The organism is Paraburkholderia oxyphila NBRC 105797, from assembly GCF_000685075.1.
Classification (GTDB): domain Bacteria; phylum Pseudomonadota; class Gammaproteobacteria; order Burkholderiales; family Burkholderiaceae; genus Paraburkholderia; species Paraburkholderia oxyphila.
This window is the reverse complement of the sequence record NZ_BAYD01000035.1, coordinates 35,834-53,214: the sequence shown is the minus strand read 5'-3', so window position 1 is coordinate 53,214 and position 17,381 is coordinate 35,834. Positions and strand designations below refer to the sequence as shown.

Annotated in this window: 15 protein-coding genes and 1 tRNA gene; 11 read left to right on the top strand and 5 right to left on the bottom strand. The window is 63.3% G+C overall.

Annotated elements, in window-relative coordinates; translation table 11 throughout:
- Positions 1-91 precede the first annotated feature (91 nt).
- Positions 92-721, top strand: coding sequence for a Fic family protein (locus BO1_RS52160; RefSeq protein WP_281179192.1), 630 nt, complete (start codon positions 92-94; stop codon positions 719-721).
- Positions 722-828: 107 nt separating this feature from the next.
- Here BO1_RS52160 and BO1_RS21720 read toward each other — a convergent pair whose 3' ends face one another.
- A complete protein-coding gene (locus BO1_RS21720) occupies positions 829-1,695 on the bottom strand; it encodes an exonuclease domain-containing protein (RefSeq protein ID WP_028219352.1) in 867 nt (288 codons plus the stop codon).
- A 440-nt stretch (positions 1,696-2,135) separates the two neighbouring features.
- On the opposite strand from BO1_RS21720, the gene BO1_RS21715 reads away from it, so the two are divergent.
- The 5 genes from BO1_RS21715 (at position 2,136) to BO1_RS21695 (ending at position 7,364) form a co-directional block, all read left to right on the top strand.
- The gene (locus BO1_RS21715; RefSeq protein ID WP_028219351.1) at positions 2,136-3,059 is read left to right on the top strand and encodes a recombination-associated protein RdgC; all 924 of its coding nucleotides are present in this window, start codon (positions 2,136-2,138) and stop codon (positions 3,057-3,059) included.
- 1,128 nt (positions 3,060-4,187) lie between these two features.
- Positions 4,188-4,742, top strand: a complete 555-nt coding sequence (locus BO1_RS57775) for a hypothetical protein (protein WP_156992355.1) — start codon at positions 4,188-4,190, stop codon at positions 4,740-4,742.
- 63 nt (positions 4,743-4,805) lie between these two features.
- Positions 4,806-5,390, top strand: a complete 585-nt coding sequence (locus BO1_RS21705; protein WP_028219349.1) for a tetratricopeptide repeat protein — start codon at positions 4,806-4,808, stop codon at positions 5,388-5,390.
- 78 nt (positions 5,391-5,468) lie between these two features.
- Positions 5,469-6,233, top strand: coding sequence for a hypothetical protein (locus tag BO1_RS21700; protein WP_028219348.1), 765 nt, complete (start codon positions 5,469-5,471; stop codon positions 6,231-6,233).
- Between the two features lie 699 nt (positions 6,234-6,932).
- On the top strand, positions 6,933-7,364 hold the full coding sequence (locus BO1_RS21695) for a hypothetical protein (RefSeq protein ID WP_028219347.1): 432 nt from the start codon (positions 6,933-6,935) through the stop codon (positions 7,362-7,364).
- 332 nt (positions 7,365-7,696) lie between these two features.
- Here the strand turns inward: BO1_RS21695 and BO1_RS21690 are convergent, their stop codons facing one another.
- The 3 genes from BO1_RS21690 to BO1_RS21680 form a co-directional block, all read right to left on the bottom strand.
- Complete coding sequence (locus BO1_RS21690) at positions 7,697-8,155, bottom strand: CopD family protein (RefSeq protein ID WP_028219346.1); 459 nt, start codon at positions 8,153-8,155, stop codon at positions 7,697-7,699.
- Positions 8,156-8,353: 198 nt separating this feature from the next.
- The gene (parC, locus tag BO1_RS21685) at positions 8,354-10,669 is read right to left on the bottom strand and encodes a DNA topoisomerase IV subunit A (RefSeq protein ID WP_028219345.1); all 2,316 of its coding nucleotides are present in this window, start codon (positions 10,667-10,669) and stop codon (positions 8,354-8,356) included.
- 57 nt (positions 10,670-10,726) lie between these two features.
- A complete protein-coding gene (locus BO1_RS21680; RefSeq protein ID WP_028219344.1) occupies positions 10,727-12,718 on the bottom strand; it encodes a DNA topoisomerase IV subunit B in 1,992 nt (663 codons plus the stop codon).
- Positions 12,719-13,106: 388 nt separating this feature from the next.
- On the opposite strand from BO1_RS21680, the gene BO1_RS21675 reads away from it, so the two are divergent.
- On the top strand, positions 13,107-13,418 hold the full coding sequence (locus BO1_RS21675; protein ID WP_167338372.1) for a HepT-like ribonuclease domain-containing protein: 312 nt from the start codon (positions 13,107-13,109) through the stop codon (positions 13,416-13,418).
- A 52-nt stretch (positions 13,419-13,470) separates the two neighbouring features.
- Here BO1_RS21675 and BO1_RS21670 read toward each other — a convergent pair whose 3' ends face one another.
- Positions 13,471-15,399: an ATP-binding cassette domain-containing protein gene (locus BO1_RS21670; RefSeq protein WP_028219342.1), complete on the bottom strand. Its 1,929-nt coding sequence runs from the start codon at positions 15,397-15,399 to the stop codon at positions 13,471-13,473.
- A gap of 344 nt (positions 15,400-15,743) precedes the next feature.
- On the opposite strand from BO1_RS21670, the gene BO1_RS21665 reads away from it, so the two are divergent.
- From BO1_RS21665 to BO1_RS52155, 4 genes are all read left to right on the top strand, one after another.
- Positions 15,744-15,926, top strand: coding sequence for a rubredoxin (locus BO1_RS21665; RefSeq protein WP_028219341.1), 183 nt, complete (start codon positions 15,744-15,746; stop codon positions 15,924-15,926).
- A 171-nt stretch (positions 15,927-16,097) separates the two neighbouring features.
- Positions 16,098-16,172: transfer RNA gene (locus BO1_RS21660), tRNA-Arg, on the top strand.
- 164 nt (positions 16,173-16,336) lie between these two features.
- Positions 16,337-16,612, top strand: coding sequence for a hypothetical protein (locus BO1_RS21655; RefSeq protein ID WP_028219340.1), 276 nt, complete (start codon positions 16,337-16,339; stop codon positions 16,610-16,612).
- 404 nt (positions 16,613-17,016) lie between these two features.
- Positions 17,017-17,316, top strand: a complete 300-nt coding sequence (locus BO1_RS52155; RefSeq protein WP_245643868.1) for a hypothetical protein — start codon at positions 17,017-17,019, stop codon at positions 17,314-17,316.
- The last annotated feature ends 65 nt before the right edge of the window (positions 17,317-17,381 follow it).

Here is a 17,381-nt window from a genome sequence, read left to right as displayed (position 1 = left end):
AGCCGTGGGCATTCTCGCAACCATGAAATCGACCGGCAGCTCGCCTGCATACTCGCCGGCGTGGCGGGAGCGTTAAACACCGCGGCGTTTCATGCGGTCGGATTCTTCTCCGCAAACATGGCGTCGTGACGAATGGCCAGACTTCACCTACGACGCGCAGATGACCGCACCTGATCTGGCAGAGGCCTACAGGATGCACGGCGTGGTCGAAGGTAAGGCCATGGCCATCGGCCTTGGTAGTACGAGCCAAGTCGCACTGGATGCGCTATCGGATGAGGTGCTTGCCACGGCCGCCATAGAAGGGGTGCGGTTGCCGCTCGATGTTGTTCGGTCGTCCGTGATGCGGCGACTCGGACTGACAACGTCGGGACCTTTCGACCGCCAGGTTGATGGCCTTGTCGAGGTCATCAGTGATGCCACGACAGCGTTTGATTTGCCCCTCGATGAGGACCGCTTGTGCCGCTGGCAATCTGCGCTGTTCCCCGGTGGCACGTCCGGCATTCACCGAATCGCCGTCGGCCGATATCGCGACCATGACGATCCGATGCAGATCGTGAGCGACACGCCAGGTCGTGAGGAAGTGCATTACGAGGCGCCGCCGTCCAGGGACGTGCCGGCGCAAATGAAGCGCTTTCTCACATGGTTCGCAGAGTCATCGCCGGTCAGATTGCCTTCAAACTTCGGTTTGCTCTGCCATTTCTCGGGGTGGAGTAGCCATTGAGATACAGGCGGTCAAATGCTTTCTATGGCTACGTCGTTCGGTATCCGAGAACGGCATCATTTTCGGCGGTGAAAAGCTCGTGCGATTCTCTGAGACGACCGCCATTCTTATTCGCGGAGATCGACCATCTTGATGAAGTCACTTTCCTTCAGAATTCGTATCGCGTGACCCTTTGAGATCCACTCCTCGGCCTTTCTCTGCTTGATGCTTTTGGTGTGTCCTGCCAGCTTCAGGATATCCAGATCGCCGACGACCAAAAGCGTCGTCGTCTTCCGCACATTGGCTGCTACATCGCATCCAGCGGTCGCAGCAAGTGCCGCAGCCTCGCGACGTGGCAGCGCTAGCGCACCCGTAAAAACAATTTCTTCCCCTGCAAGCACACCGTCCGGATTTCCGTCCATCGCAATCGATGGTGCACAGTGAACTGGGGTGATTGGCTTCACGGCGCGCTCCAGCCATTGTTCGAGGCCGATTCCCGTCGCTCTGATCGCCTGAAGGAGAACTTCCCCGGAAGCGCGTGCGTCCTCAACCGCGTCGTGGGCAACGAATGCTATGCCCAGATGTTCACAGACGTTGGTTAGGCCGTAACCCTTGCGTGACCATTGCGACCAGGCTCGACGAACAACCCGGGCTGAATCGAGCCACCGTGATGAAACGGGCGCCAGGCCATGCTTTGCCGCCGCCTGGAGTAGAGCTGTCCGGTCAAATGACGTATGGCTGACGACGATCTGGTCTTCCAGGCGACTACGGATCTCGTCGAAAAGCTCCGTAAAAGTAGGCGAACCCGCAACGGTGGCTCTATCAATTCCGTGAATCGCCATGTTGATGTCGTCGAAATAGTCCTGCGGGTCGACGAGCGATCCCCAACTATCTATGACTTTGCCGTCTTCGAATGTGACAAGGCCGACCTGGCAAATACTGGCCAGATCGGCATTCGCGGTTTCAAAGTCAATGGCAACAAATCTCTGGGGCATGGTGGGCTGACTCCGGCTTGGTATCGTGGCGGGAGCACTAACCTGGTTTTGCGGGCTTACATGATCCGCTACTCGATAGATGAAAATTGATAAGCGTGCTCACGATTAGAATAAGGCGGAGCAGCATCCGGGGGCTGCGGTATGAGGCCGCGAATTGAGGGCTTACTCTAGGAATGTTTGCTATCGGTCATTGCGCTTTCCCGCTATCGACATATAGATCGCCGACGCCTGGAAAGCTCGCTGTGATGCGCACGGGCGCATTATTCTCTTCTGGCTGCATTTTCGTGAACTCGGCACCGCCCACGGTTTCATTCGATTGAATGACCCGTTGAAAGGGCTCATCGGGCGCTCAGGTGTCGACGCGCGGATTGTTCTCGGTGACCGTAAGTGGCCGGGAAGCGTCACCGTCATCTAGAATGGTGCGCTTTGCCCGTACTCCCATGTGGTTCAAAAATCTTCAGCTTCATCGTCTTCCGGCACCTTGGGCCGTTACCCCCGATCAGATGGAAAAATGGCTGACGCCCCACGCGTTTCAGCCGGGCAACAGCGTCGAGATGCAGAGCTTCGGATGGGCATCGCCGCGCGACGACGGCTCGCTCGTGTATTCGACCAACCGGCAGATGCTTCTCGTGTTTCGTGCCGAAAAGAAGCTGCTCCCGGCGTCGGTCGTCAATCAGGTGACCAAGGCCCGGGCGCTTGAAGTCGAGGAGCAGCAGGGCTTCAAGCTGGGGCGAAAACAACTGCGCGAACTCAAGGAGCAGGTTACCGATGAACTGCTGCCGCGCGCGTTCACCATTCGGCGCGATACCCGCGTCTGGATCGATACGGCGAATGGCTGGCTCGTCATCGATGCGGCTGCGCAGGCGCTTGCCGATGACGTTCGCGGCCTGCTCGTGAAATCGATCGACCAGTTGCCGCTCGCCGGCGTTCGCGTGGCGCTTTCTCCGGTCGCCGCGATGACGGATTGGCTGATGTCCGGCGAGGCGCCGGGTGGCTTCACCGTGGACCAGGACGCCGAGTTGCGCTCGAGCGGCGAAGGCGGCGCCACGGTGCGATACGTCGGCCACGCGCTCGAAGCGAACGACATGCGCCGGCACATCGAAGCCGGCAAACAATGCATGCGCCTCGCGATGACCTGGGACGACCGGGTCTCCTTCGTACTGACGCCGTCGCTGACAATCAAGCGTGTCACACCGCTCGACGTGATCAAGGAGGCGGCCGATCCCACCGCGCAAAACGACGACGAACGCTTCGAGTCAGATGTCACGCTGATGACGGGTGAATTGGGGCGGATGTTGGCCAATCTTGTTGATATCCTGGGCGGCGATCAACACGACGCGACGCATCAGGCGGCAGCAGCCTGAACTCCGTCGCCTGTCGAGGATCATCGCCCCGCGCCGGTGCGGTTTCGCGCCGGCGCAACAGTTCGAGGAGGACCGTCGCCGCCCAGGCGGCAGCGGGTCGCGACTGGACGCTCGCGACCCACTTGTGCCGTTCGACACAGCATCGCATCACGGGCAGATTCCAAGGTACCGCAGCCATCCGTGCCGTCATGTCATTCCCCGTAATCGGCGGTTGCGAACGTTCGCGGCGCGACGAATCCGCTGCCCTCTGAGTGACCACTTTGGTGCGCGACCTGGGCCTGGAACCAACGGGTGTTCCCTTGAAGCGAGACAATTGTCCGCGGAACGTAACTTGGCCGCGCGTGTTCGCACAGTAGTATTCTTCAAGCGCGCTTACGCCGTCGTACTTGTATTGAAAGGCCAGATAAGCGCTGGTCTTGCGCATTTAGCAAATGACGACGCTGTCTGAATAGGCGCCTTCGCACGCTACGGAAGCGAAGCTCATGCGGAAAAGCACTTACGGTGCCCTTCCCCCCGGTCATCTATCTTCGTAGTAGGCGCAACAAGGTGCGACGCTGCGTTGGTTGGGCGCTGGTAACGGGCGTTGACAGGCCATTCGATTGAACGTCTTGCGAATGTTGCTACGAATCACGAGGCGCAAGTAACTTGCAGACGCGCAGCCCCTGATCCCGGGCGTTTCCTGATTGAGGCTACGTCACTATGCACGACAAGGTTCTCGACTGAAGGCTGGTCGAGTGGGGCGAACTGCGTATCGGAGTTCGAATGATGGGGAAGCTGAAATCCATCCTGCTCACTGCTGGCTTTGCGATTGCTTCGGGAGCCTTGGCGCCATCCGCTTATGCCGCCGAGAAGAAACCACCTGCGCCGGCGCCCAGGGCTCCTGCGGCACCAATGATGGCGAGGCCGGCGCAACCAGGCCAAGCGGGTGTACATCTGCCAGGCGCTAGCGCCGGTCCGCATGTACCAGGAAGCCCACAGGCGGCTCACGTCCCAAGCAATCTCTCTGCAGCTCACGTTCCAGGCAATCTCTCCGCAGCTCATGTTCCGGGTAGTGCGCGTGCCGCCAATGTCCCGGCACATGCGAACACAGGGAATGCGTCTCATAAGGAACCACACGCAGAAGGACGGATGGAGGCTGAGCACCTGAATGAGGCCGGCCGTGTCGGACATGAACTGCACAATAACGCGATGGTCGGTGGCGGTGCCGCCACAGCGGCCGCAGCTTCCCGCGAGCGGGAAATCGCTCAAGTTCAGGAGCATCGGGACATCCAAAGCGAGCGCGACTTCGTCCATGCACACGAACATGACTTCCACACCCGCGACGTAAGGGAGTTCAACGAACGCGAGCGGGCAGCCTGGCACCGTGGCCGTTGGCACGACGGCTGGCATTACGGACGTCACGGCTGGTGGTGGGATGTGGACGGCGTCTGGTATGAATATCCAGATCCGGTCTACCCCTATCCAATGGTTGTCGCGCCACTGGTTGTCCACGAGGAAGTCGTGATTGCCACGCCCTTGACTGTGGCGCCGGCATTCCCTCCTCTGCCGGCACCACCGCCTGGTTGGTATCGCTGTGCCGACCCTGCCGGTTACTACCCGGACCTTGCTGCGTGCCCAGTTGGCTGGACACGGACCCAGGATGTGCCGCCGCTGAACCGCAATGACACCGCCACTGCCCAATGAATTCAAAGGAAGGCGTCTGGGTCTGATGCGCCCATCAGAACCCGCTCTAACTGGGAGACCAAGATGCGGATACATAGAATTCTTATCCTGTCGATGTCCGCGTTGCTTCTGTCTGCTTGTGCCGAGAAGTTCGACACGATGACACCGGAAATCCATGCCAAGATTTACAACGATCTGAAAGCAGGCAATCTGACGCTCGACTGCACGGTCAACTGCATGCTGACCTGGAATAAGCAGGTTGCAGCTTTGCAGGCACTCGATATGGCCGAGCAGTGGGACGACCTCGCGACCAGGGTGGTGCAGATCGGCTACCGGCAGGACCTCGCCTACTACTATCTTGGTCAGGCCGCACAAGGGCTTTCCTATCACGACGCGGCGATCAAGTATTACAAAGAAGCGCTGACGCTGACGACCACCCAGTCGCCGCTGGAGCAGTGCACCCACGCCATTGGATTGCAGAACCCTTGTCAGGGGGTCGACATCACGTCCGTCGTGCCGGTGTTGATCAAAGCATCGGAGGACGCACTGGCTAAATCGACGAAATCAGCGAAGGTCAAGAAGAAGGCATCATCGGCAGGGCCGAACTGGGCAGTCCCCGCGCCTGCCCCGAGTAACTGGGCCGCCCCACCGCCAGCGTCAAGCAACTGATCTGCCGGCAAAGCAGGTCGTCGCGACGCCCTTACCGACGCGTCGATGGGCTCGAATTCAACGAAGAGGCTCGATCCTATGTCTTCGAAGCTATGGTACCTGGCGATTGGCGCTGGCGCCGTGGGACTGAGTATTGTCGGCGCCGTGGCCTTCCTGCTGCCGCGATCGGCACCGGTGCCCACGACCTCAACGGCGCAAGTGGTAACACATGCCTCGCCCGCACAGGCCATGGCAGCGAGCACGCCACCCGCCTCGCCCACACAGGCCATGGCAGCAAGTATGCCGCCGGCCTCCCCCCCGGCCACGCAATTCGAGGCAGCGTCCGAGGTCCTGGTGGTCACGTCGTCGAGCGCGGCCTACGCGGGTCCAAGCGCTGATGCGCCAAAATTCTACCCAATCAAAATTGGGACTCCTATCCAGACGGTAGAGCGATCCCAAGATGGCAAATGGAAGGTAGCCCTCACCGAAAACGGTCAGGCAGTGTTTGTGCCAGCCGCCGATCTGGGACCCTACACGCCGTCGCTTCCCGATGACGTCCGCGGCCAGGCAAAAGTCATCGACACGGCGACCCTGGTCGTGGGCAGACAACAGCTCGCCCTCGCCGGCGTCACTGGGGAAGGTGGCGACTATGCGCAGCAACTCCAGGCGCTGATCAACTCGAAAGGGGGAACGCTTCGTTGCCAACGCCAGGCTGCCAAATACATCTGCGATTTGTCGGGTGTCGGCGACATTGCGCGCGCCGCCCTCTTCAACGGCGCCGCTCGCCCCGGACCCGACGCCGGAGAGGACTATCGCGAGCAGGCCAATGCCGCCCAGAATGCTCATAGGGGCATCTGGAGGTAGCCAGCGCCCACGCAGTTCGGCCAGGATGCCTGTCTTGCTTTGAAATTCTGGCTGTCAGCTTAGCTGAGAGAAGGTTTCGATAAGCGCATTGGCGTTTGACAATTGCTTTACATCGACAGCATGCTCCCTACACTTGGTAGTCGCCGACCACGAAGGCCCGGTGTCTCGGCGGAGCCGACGCTTGAATGACCCTTTGAGCGTGCGGAGGAGCGACCGTAGTTGGCTTGCGCCGTGCAAAGGCGGCGCTTTTCCCAGTGGGTGCAAGCCCCACCCGGCAACCGCTCCAGCCGGAAGCAACCTATAAGGAGCAGCAACTGGCCACAGCGGCGAGTGAGCGCCACTTTGCGTGTGTCATTGCAAAACGCTTCATGTCATTCATTGGGGGCTGGCCGGCACCGCGCGCCAGCCGCTCGCGCATTGCTTGACATACGGGTAGTACGCCTTCGCTGCGTCGCAGTAGTACCAGGTGCCAGCCTGCTGCTGCGGACCCGACGGGTGCGGGATAGTAATACGGGACCGGGCCAGCCGGGTAGTACCAGGGGTGAGAAGGATTGTGGGGAGGGAAATCGGTCGAGAGATACAAAATTACCTGGTGGCGCAGTTTCTTTACCGCCGGTTACGCCGACCCTTTTTGCGCGCAAACCGCGCTAGAGTGAACGCATCGAACACTCGGCCAGACCTTTCCAGAAGGAGTCCATCATGACGAAAGCTCGCTTGAACCAGGTGATCGCATCGATCACGTTTGCCGCACTGGCGCCCGCGGCTTTCGCGCAGACAGCTGTCGCGGCCGAAACGCCTCCCGACGCGCCCGCGGCGGCCGGACACGACGGCGGCTGGAAGCACGGTCATCACCACGGCATGGGCCATATGGCGGCGCGCGCTGCGATCCACGATTTGCGTGAAATCAAGCATCTGTACCTGGAAACGGGACGCGCGAATGAGCTACCGGCGCTCTATCAGGATGTCTTGTCGAAAACGCAAGACCCGTTCGTGCGTAACTACGCCTATCAGGAACTGGCCCGTGCGGAATTGCGGCCGGCCGATCCGGACAAGGCGATTGCCACGCTGCGCACAAGTCTGAACGAAAACCTGACGAAACTGAATGCGCACCCAGCGGCGCAGCAGCAATAATGCACGGACACGCACGGACGGATAGCGTTCGCGAATTTTGTACGATTGATAGCAAGGCCCTGTGCGACAAAGAGGCGAAACCGGGCTGTTAGGCCAGTCGCAATAACGTTGTCACACAGATGCACAACTGTGTCGCCAGTCGCACTTACTCTGGCGCCCTACGACAAAATAGCCCGGAAGACATGAGCAGTCGACCGGGCTACAGCAATGATTGAAATTTTCACGAACACTGAGAAATAATTTTCATCTCAGTGAGAGATTTTTCACGATCTCTGAGAACTCCCTATAGCAGCGCGCGCCGCGAGCGCTGGACCGAAACGATCAGTAAGCGATCAGAAGCCGCGCGACATGACCGCGACGCCGATCGTCACGACGCCCAGCACCAGATTGACGATGACGAGCCGGCGCACGGTGCCCACGGCGCGCGCGCCGTCAGGCCACTTCTGCGCCTGCACCGCGCGACGGATGCGCGGAAACACAGCGAAGCGGATATGGCCGAAGATCAGCATCATGATCACGCCGAGGCCGGCCATCGCGTGCAACTGCCAGGTGGCATGGCCGCCGCCGAACTGCATCAGCAGAAAACCGCCGGTCAGCAGGATCACGATCACGGCAACGCCGACCCAGTTGAAGAAGCGGCCGAACACCGATTCGATGAGCGGCAGCCGCAGTTGCGGCGAGAGGTCTTCGAGCGCCGGACGCAGGCAGAAGTGCGCGAACACCATGCCGCCCACCCAGACGGCAACGCTCAGCAGATGCAAAAAGAGCGCGAATTCGATCGCGTGACCCATGCTAGAAATTCCCTGTTCGTAAAAATATCCGGCTGTCGGCCGGAGTTAGTGCTTCATCACTTACTGCGGCCCCATGCAAGGCTCGAACCGGGTTGCGCGGCATTATTTCATGCCGCGCCGAGGTTCGCGCCGGATGTGTGCGTCGGATGCGCGCGCCGAATTTTCCGGCGCGCGCATCCATTGCAGCCGCTGAAGCGCTTATTGCGGCATCACCGGGCGCAGGCCCGTGACGACCTTGAGCTTCGAGTCGGGCGCACGGCCCTTGCGCGCCCGCTTGCCGATCTGCGGCGCCAGCACCGCGCCGGTCATCAGATCCTCGCCGGCCTTGCCGCCGCGGCCCGTGCCCTCGAGCACGACGCCCGCGGCGGTGATCGCGAGCGCCTGCACGAGCTTTTCCTTCTCGTCGAGCTGCATCAGCGTGACGCCGCGCCCGCCGCCCGAGAGCGTCTTCATCTCGTCGAGGCCGAACACGAGCAGGCGGCCGCCCGAGGACAGACACGCCACCTGGATCGCATCGGGCAGCATCGGCATGGGCGCGAGCGGCACGCAGCCCTCGTCGATCGTCATGAACGCCTTGCCGGCCTTCACGCGGCTCACCATGTCGCCGATCTTCGCGATGAAGCCAAAGCCGTTGCTCGACGCGAGCAGCAGTTGCTGTTCCGCATTCGCCGCGAAGTAATGCAGCAGATGCGTGCCCGCTTCGAGCTCGATGAGCGAGGTGACCGGCACGCCGTCGCCGCGGCCGCCCGGCAACTGCGCGACCGCCACCGAATAGACGCGCCCATTGCTGCCCCACGCGATCAGCGTGTCGGGCGTACGGCACTGGAACGCCGCGTAGAGCCCGTCGCCGGCCTTGAACGTGAAGCTTTGCGTATCGAGCCCGTGGCCCTTGAGCGCACGCACCCAGCCCTTCTGCGAGACGACCACCGTGACCGGCTCGTCCACCACGCGCACTTCGAAGCTCGCGCGCTTTTCCTGCTGGATCAGCGTGCGGCGGTCGTCGCCGTACTGCTTCGCATCGGCTTCGATCTCCTTCACGATGAGCCGCTTCATCGACGACTCGTTCGCGAGCAGCTCTTCGAGCTTCGCCTTCTCTTCGCGCAGCTCCGCGAGCTCCTTCTCGATCTTGATCTTTTCCAGCCGCGCCAACTGGCGCAGACGGATTTCAAGAATGTCCTCGGCCTGGCGCTCGGAGAGGCCGAACGCGCCCATCAGCGCGCTCTTGGGCTCGTCCGACTCGCGGATGATGCGGATGACCTCGTCAATATTGAGGAAGACGATCATCCGCCCTTCGAGGATGTGGATGCGGTCGTCGACCTTCGTCAGGCGATGCTGCGTGCGGCGCGTGACCGTCGCGAAGCGGAAGCCGATCCACTCGCCGAGGATCTCGCTGATGCCCTTCTGGCGCGGCCGACCATCGGCGCCGATCATCACGAGGTTCAGCGACGCATTCGACTCGAGGCTCGTGTTGGCGAGCAGCGAGTTGACGAACTCGCCCTGGTCGATGCGGCTCGTCTTCGGCTCGAACACGAGGCGCACGGGCGCGTCCTTGCCCGACTCGTCGCGCACGGCGTCGAGCAGCGCGAGCATCGACTGCTTGCTCTGCAACTGCTCGGGCGTGAGCGTCTTCTTGCCGAGCTTGAGCTTCGGGTTCGTGAGCTCTTCGATCTCCTCGAGCACCTTCTGGCCCGAGGTGTTCGGCGGCAGCTCGGTCACCACGAGCTGCCACTGGCCGCGCGCGAGATCTTCGATCTTCCAGCGCGCGCGCACCTTGAGGCTGCCGCGGCCCGACTCGTAGGCCGCCGCGATCTCCGCCTCGCTCGAGATGATCTGGCCGCCGCCCGGGAAATCGGGCCCCGGCAGCCGTTCCATGATCTCCGCGTGCGAAAGCTTCGGATTCCGGATCATCGCCACAGCCGCCGCCGCGACTTCGCGCAGGTTATGCGAGGGAATTTCCGTGGCGAGACCGACCGCGATGCCCGATGCGCCGTTGAGCAGCAGCATCGGCAGGCGCGCGGGCAGCGTCTTCGGCTCCTGGAACGAGCCGTCGTAGTTCGGCATGAAATCGACGGTGCCCATGTCGATTTCGTCGAGCAGGAGCTTCGCGATGGGCGTCAAACGCGCTTCGGTGTAACGCATGGCCGCCGCGCCGTCGCCGTCGCGCGAGCCGAAATTGCCCTGGCCGTCGATGAGCGGATAGCGCATCGAGAAGTCCTGGGCGAGACGCACGAGCGCGTCGTAGGCCGACTGGTCGCCGTGCGGGTGGTACTTGCCGAGCACGTCGCCGACCACGCGCGCCGACTTCACGGGCTTGGCGTTGTCGCCGAGACCCATCTCGTTCATCGCGAAGAGGATGCGTCGCTGCACCGGCTTCTGGCCGTCGCAGACGTCGGGCAGCGCGCGGCCCTTCACCACGCTCACCGCGTAGTCGAGGTACGCGCGCTCCGCGTAGTGGCCGAGCGTGAGCGTGTCGCCGTTCGGGGCGTCGGTCACTTCAGCAAAGAGATCGTCCATGTTTCAGTCAGTCCGTAATCTTGTATGGGCGTGTATGGGGTGAGAAGGCGTGCGCGCTCAGATATCCGCTTCGACTTCGTTGCCCTTCTCTTCGAGCCACGAGCGGCGCGAGGCCGCTTCGCCCTTACCCATCAGCATGGTCATGCGCGCAACCGTGGCCTCGTAGTCGAGGTCGCCGAGCGCGATGGGCGACAGGCGCCGCGTGTCGGGGTTCATCGTCGTGTCCCAGAGCTGCTCGGCGCTCATTTCGCCGAGCCCCTTGAAGCGGCTGATGGTCCATTGCGTCTCGCGCACACCGTCCTTGCGCAGCTTGTCGAGGATCGCCTCGAGCTCGCCTTCGTCGAGCGCGTAGAGCTTCTGCGCGGGCTTCTTGCCGCGCGCCGGCGCATCGACGCGGAACAGCGGCGGGCGCGCCACGCACACGTGGCCGCGCTCGATCAGCTGCGGGAAGTGCTTGAAGAAGAGCGTGAGCAGCAATACCTGGATGTGCGAACCGTCGACGTCCGCGTCCGAGAGTATGCAGATCTTGCCGTAACGCAGGTTCGAGAGATCGACGCTCTCGTCGGGGCTATGCGGATCGACGCCGATCGCCACCGAAATGTCGTGCACTTCGTTGTTGGCGAACAGGCGGTCGCGCTCGGTTTCCCACGTGTTGAGCACCTTGCCGCGCAGCGGCAGGATGGCCTGGTATTCCTTGTCGCGGCCCATCTTCGCCGAGCCGCCCGCCGAGTCGCCCTCGACGAGGAAGAGCTCGTTGCGCGCGATATCGGTCGACTCGCAGTCGGTGAGCTTGCCGGGCAGCACGGCCACGCCCGAGCTCTTGCGCTTCTCGACCTTCTGGCCCGCGCGCGTGCGCGCCTGGGCCTGCTTGATGACGAGATCGGCGAGCTTCTTGCCGTGCTCGACGTGCTGATTGAGCCACAGCTCGAGCGCGGGACGCGAGAACGACGAGACGAGCTTCACGGCGTCGCGGCTATTGAGGCGCTCCTTGATCTGCCCCTGGAACTGCGGGTCGAGCACCTTCGCCGAGAGCACGAACGAGACGCGCGCGAACACATCTTCGGCCAGCAGCTTCACGCCCTTGGGCTGCAGGTTGTGCAGCTCGACGAAGCTCTTCACCGCCTGGAACAGGCCGTCGCGCAGGCCGCTCTCGTGCGTGCCGCCCGCGGGCGTCGGAATCAGGTTGACGTAGGACTCGCGCGTGAGCGGGCCTTCCTCGCTCCACGCGACCACCCACGCGGCGCCCTCGCCTTCGGCGAAGGTGTCGTCGGTGGTGCGGGCGTCGGCGTAGCGCTCGCCTTCGAAGAGCGGGATCAGCAGGTCGCTGCCGCCCATGCCTTCGAGCAGATAGCCGCGCAGCCCGTCTTCGTATTTCCACGAGAGGCGCTCGCCGGTCTTCTCATTGACGAGCTCGACCTCGACGCCGGGCAGCAGCACCGCCTTCGAGCGCAGCAGGCGCTGCAGCTCGCCAAGCGGCAGATTGGGCGAGTCGAAGTACTTCGGGTCGGCCCACGCGGTCACGCGCGTGCCGGACTTCTTCTCGTCGCGCGCGGCATTGCGCGTGGTGAGGGGCTTCACGACGTTGCCGTCCGAGAAGCCGATTTCGGCGACCTTGCCGTCGCGCCAGACCGTCACGTCCAGACGCGTCGAAAGCGCGTTGGTGACCGAGACGCCCACGCCGTGCAGACCGCCCGAGAACGTGTAGGCGCCGCCGGCGGCCTTGTCGAACTTGCCGCCCGCGTGCAGGCGCGTGAAAACGATTTCGACGACGGGCACCTTCTCGTCGGGGTGCAGCCCGAACGGAATGCCGCGGCCGTCGTCCTCGACGGAGACGGAATGGTCGGCGTGCAGCGTGACGGTGATGCGCTTGCCGTAGCCGCCGAGCGCTTCATCGGACGCGTTGTCGATGACTTCCTGGATGATGTGCAGCGGATTCTCGGTGCGCGTGTACATGCCCGGCCGTTGCCGGACGGGCTCGAGGCCCTTGAGCACCTTGATCGACGCTTCGCTATATCCAGCGTTTGCAGCGTTTGACTTCTTCGTTGACATGGTGATCCGCAGGGGGTCGTCCTGTGCAGATGTCCACAGGTGCTGTGGACATCTGCGGGGACAACGCGTTGAGTGTTCAAAAAAACCGTGACGAAACAACGGGCTGGGCGCGCTGCGCAACGCCCGGGCAAACCTTGCCGGGCCGGCGCGCGCTCGCGCGAGTCGCTCCGATTCGCGAGGTATTGTACTGATTTGAGCTTGCGCGGCAATTTGGAAAAGGGTCGGCCGTTCGGCCGAGGGGCGGCGAGGGGCTTGAGTCGCGTAGAATGGGGCACGGGTGGCATGCCGCCCGCCGGCGCCGTTTCAGCCGGTTTGTTGCGCAATTTGGGGGAGTGCAGCGCCTATGAGACCATCCGGAGCCTCGCGCACGCGCGACCACATAGAGCACATGCTCAAGGCTATCGAACGTGTCCATGACTACACTGAGTCGGTGACACTGGAAACGTTTCAAGCATCTCCGATGATGTGCGACGCCGTCGCGCGCAACCTCAATATCATCGGCGAGGCAGCGCGCCGCGTGAAGCTCAGTGATGCAGCCTTCATGACAGCGCATCCCGAGATTCCGTGGCTACAGATGGAGGCCATGGGAGAGCGCGTCACACACGACTATTTCAACATCACTGCGAAGACGATCTGGGCCACCGTTCAGTGCGATTTACCAGCACTGGAACGCGACCTCCGCAGCCTGAAGAGCTCATAAAAAAAGCGGCCTTCATCAGGCCGCCTTCTCCCGCTTGCGCCAGCTTTTCACGTCACTTGCGCTTGCTCTCCAGCTCTTCCCACCGCTCCAGCGCCATCAGCAATTCCTCGTCGATCTGCGCATAGCGCTCGGTGAGCCGCGTGCCCTCCTGCGCATCCTTCGCAAAAATCGAGCCATCCTCGATCTTCGCGCCGATCTCCTTCTGCTCCGTCTCCAGCGCCTCGATGCGCTTGGGCAGTTCCTCGAGCTCGCGCTGCTCCTTGAACGAAAGCTTCACGGTGCGCTGCGCATTGCGGCCCGCCGCGCTCTCCTTCGGCGCGGCCGCAGCGGGGGCCGCCTCCTTCGGCGCGCGCGCCTCGGCAAGCTCCTGCGCGCGGGCGCTCTGGGTCTGCCAGTCGGTGAAGCCGCCCACGTATTCGCGCCAGCGGCCTTCGCCCTCGGAGGCGATCACCGAAGTCACCACGTTGTCGAGGAACGCGCGATCGTGGCTCACCAGCAACACGGTGCCGTCGTAATCGGTCAGCAATTCTTCGAGCAGCTCGAGCGTGGGAATGTCGAGGTCGTTGGTCGGCTCGTCGAGCACCAGCACGTTCGCGGGGCGCGCAAACAGACGCGCGAGCAGCAGGCGGTTGCGCTCGCCGCCCGAGAGCGACTTCACGGGCGAGCGCGCGCGCTCGGGCGAGAACAGGAAGTCGCCCAGATAGCTCATCACGTGCTTCTTCGCGCCGTTGATCTCGACCCAGTCGCTGCCGGGGCTGATGGTATCGGCGAGGCTCTTTTCGAGGTCGAGCTGCGCGCGCATCTGGTCGAAGTACGCCACCTGCAGGTTCGTGCCCACGCGCACCGTGCCGGCATCGGGCTTCAGCTCGCCGAGGATCAATTTCAACAGCGTGGTCTTGCCCGCGCCGTTCGGACCGACGAAGCCGATCTTGTCGCCGCGCATCACCGTGGTCGTGAAGTTATCGACGATCGTGCGATCGCCATAACGCTTGGTGACGTCGGTGAGCTCCGCGACGATCTTGCCTGACTTCTCGCCCTGCGCGACGTCGAGCTTCACGTTGCCCTGAACGTTGCGGCGCTCCTCGCGTTCGTGGCGCATCTGCACGAGCCGCGCGATGCGGCCCACGCTGCGCGTGCGCCGCGCCTCGACGCCCTTGCGGATCCAGACTTCTTCCTGCGCGAGCAGCTTGTCGAACTTCTCGTTTTCCACGCGCTCGACTTCGAGCTGCTGTGCCTTGCGCTCCTGGTACTGCGAGAAGTTGCCCGGATACGAGAGCAGCTTGCCGCGGTCGAGCTCGACGATGCGCGTGGCCACGCGGTCGAGGAACGCGCGGTCGTGGGTGATGAAGAGCAGGCTCGAGCGCTGCGCGACGAGCAGCTCTTCGAGCCAGCGGATGCCGTCGAAGTCGAGGTGGTTGGTCGGTTCGTCGAGCAGCAGCACGTCGGGCTGCACGACGAGCGCGCGCGCCAGCGCGACGCGCTTTTGCATGCCGCCCGAGAGCGCGCCCACACGCGCGTCGCCTTCGAGGCCGATCTGCGCGAGCGTGGTCGACACGCGCGTGCGCCAGTTCCAGGCGTCGGCGTGATCGAGCGACGACTGCAGCGCATTCATGCGCGCGAGCAGCGCGTCGTGCTCCGCGCCTTCGGGGGTGTCCGCGAGCTTGTGCGCGACCACGTCGAATTCGTCGAGCAGCGCGCGCACGCCCGCGAGCCCCGAGGCGACGGTGTCGAACACGGTGGCATCGGCGTCGAAATCGGGCTCCTGCGGCACGTAGACGGTCGAAAGATCCTGCTGGCGCGTGACGAGGCCGTCGTCGGGCCGGGCGAGGTCGGCGACGATCGTGAGCAGCGACGACTTGCCCGCGCCATTGCGGCCGATCAGCCCGACGCGCTCGCCGGCTTCGAGCGAAAAGTCCGCGTGATCAAGCAGCGCGACGTGGCCGAACGCGAGTTGCGCGCCGGTGATGGTGTAAAGCGACATGAATGGAGACCGTTGCCTGCGTTGGAGAGCAAGCGCGTATTGTACCGGGGCGCATGGGGTCCGCCGCCCTGGCCCCGTTGCCTCGATGCTCGCCGTGGCATTCGCTGTGACGTCCGCCCACGCGCGCATGCCCGGCCGCGCCTGGCCGATCGCGGCGCCGTGAACCCGCCGCGCGCGGCCGGAGCGTCATTTTCCTGTAATATCGCGGCTCGCCCGCCGCCCCGCCTCAAGCGGGCCAGGGTGGCTAACGGGGCCATATGTGGCTATCTGGGGCTAGATGGGCGGCTCAATCCGCGGGCAACGATCCGCGGAAAACCGCGTCGAACTGGAATGAAAGGTGTGTTGTGAGCGAAGTGATCGAATACAAGAGTTGGGTCTGCCTGATCTGCGGCTGGGTCTATAACGAAGAAGATGGGCTGCCCGACGAAGGCATCGCCGCGGGCACGCGCTTCGCGGATATCCCCGAAGACTGGCGCTGCCCGCTGTGCGACGTGGGCAAGGCCGATTTCGTCGCCGTGGAGTTCTGAAGCGCGCGCCGAGCGGGGTGGCATTTTCCAGCCGGATGGCGTTTGCTATACTCTTGCGCCTGCGCCGCACAACCACACTTTGTGCGCAGACTCCGCGCCATGACGGGTGACTTGGGAAACATGGCGGTCTGGCGGAGAGGGGGCTCGCGCTCCCCGCAGCGGATTTGACGGCTCCCTGTAGTTCAATGGATAGAACAAGTGCCTCCTAAGCGCTAGATGCAGGTTCGATTCCTGCCAGGGGGACCAGCCGCCCGCACCCATCTTCACCGCGCCGCTCGCCCGTGCCCGCCCTGCCGGCGCGGCGGCCCCGATCTCTCCCTTTATTTCGTTACGCTCTCGCTGCGCATCCCGCGCGAGCCGGTCGCCGATGCCGCGCGCCTCGCAGCGTCCTCTTTCCAGGCAGATCCACCATGGACATCAACAAGCAACTCGCCGCCCTCACCCACTCCGAACTGCAGACGGCCGGCGCCAGCCAGGCCACCGCGATCGCCGTGAGCGTCCTGCTGCGCCATCTGAGCTCGCCGGAGCTCATCAAGCTGCTGTCGTCGGCGTTCGAGAATCATCAGGCCGTCATGCTGCAGACGCCCTGGCCCGAGCAGATGCTCAATTCGTTCGAGGCCACGCGCCGTTTCCTCGAAGGCGCCGCACAAGGTCCGGCGCCCACGCCCGAAACGCCGGAGGAGTAAGGCTGCCGCGCGAGGTCGTGCGAGCCGCCGGACCTCGCTGCCCAAGCGCATCGCAGCCGTTCAGGCCGGCGGCCGGGGCCCGGCGGCACGCCGCAACCGGGCGCGAGCCGCCGCTCTCAGGGCGGCCATGGCCGTTGCGTGATGCAGGCAGCCGTGACTTGTCAATTGTTAACATTCATGGGCCCCGCCATCGCCTACGATGGTCTCAAGCACCACGCAAAACGAGACCAACGCCATGACCTCACCTTACGTATTCGCGCTGATGGCGGCGCTCGGCACCGTCGTCGTTTCGTCGATGACGATGCTTATCTTGCGTTGAGCCCAGCGGCAATGTATCCGGCCGCGGGTAAACATGGATTCATCCGCCCTTAAAGTCAGTGACGAAACTGCCGTAATCAATGTGCATGGACACCCTGCGTCCCCTCCCGGCCGGCCACCTGATGTCGAGTCTCATCGACCAGGATATCGCCCATATTCGGCGCGTGATGCCGCTGTCGCTCTCGGGCGACTTCGGCGGCGCGATTCTCCCCGCCTCCTACTGGCGCAAGCGCCTGCACCGGCTGCTCGACACCGGGCACGTCAATAAAGGCCAGCTCGCCGATATCGACAGCCTGCTGATCCAGATCGACCTGCACGAATTGAACGCCGCCTCAGCGGCGGCGGCCAGCGCCAAGCACGCCATCGGCAAAGCCGCCGGCCGCTGAGCCGCGCACCGCCTCTCGAGCGTCCCGCGCATCGTGCGCGGCGTCCGCGCGCAGCGCCTTCGCGT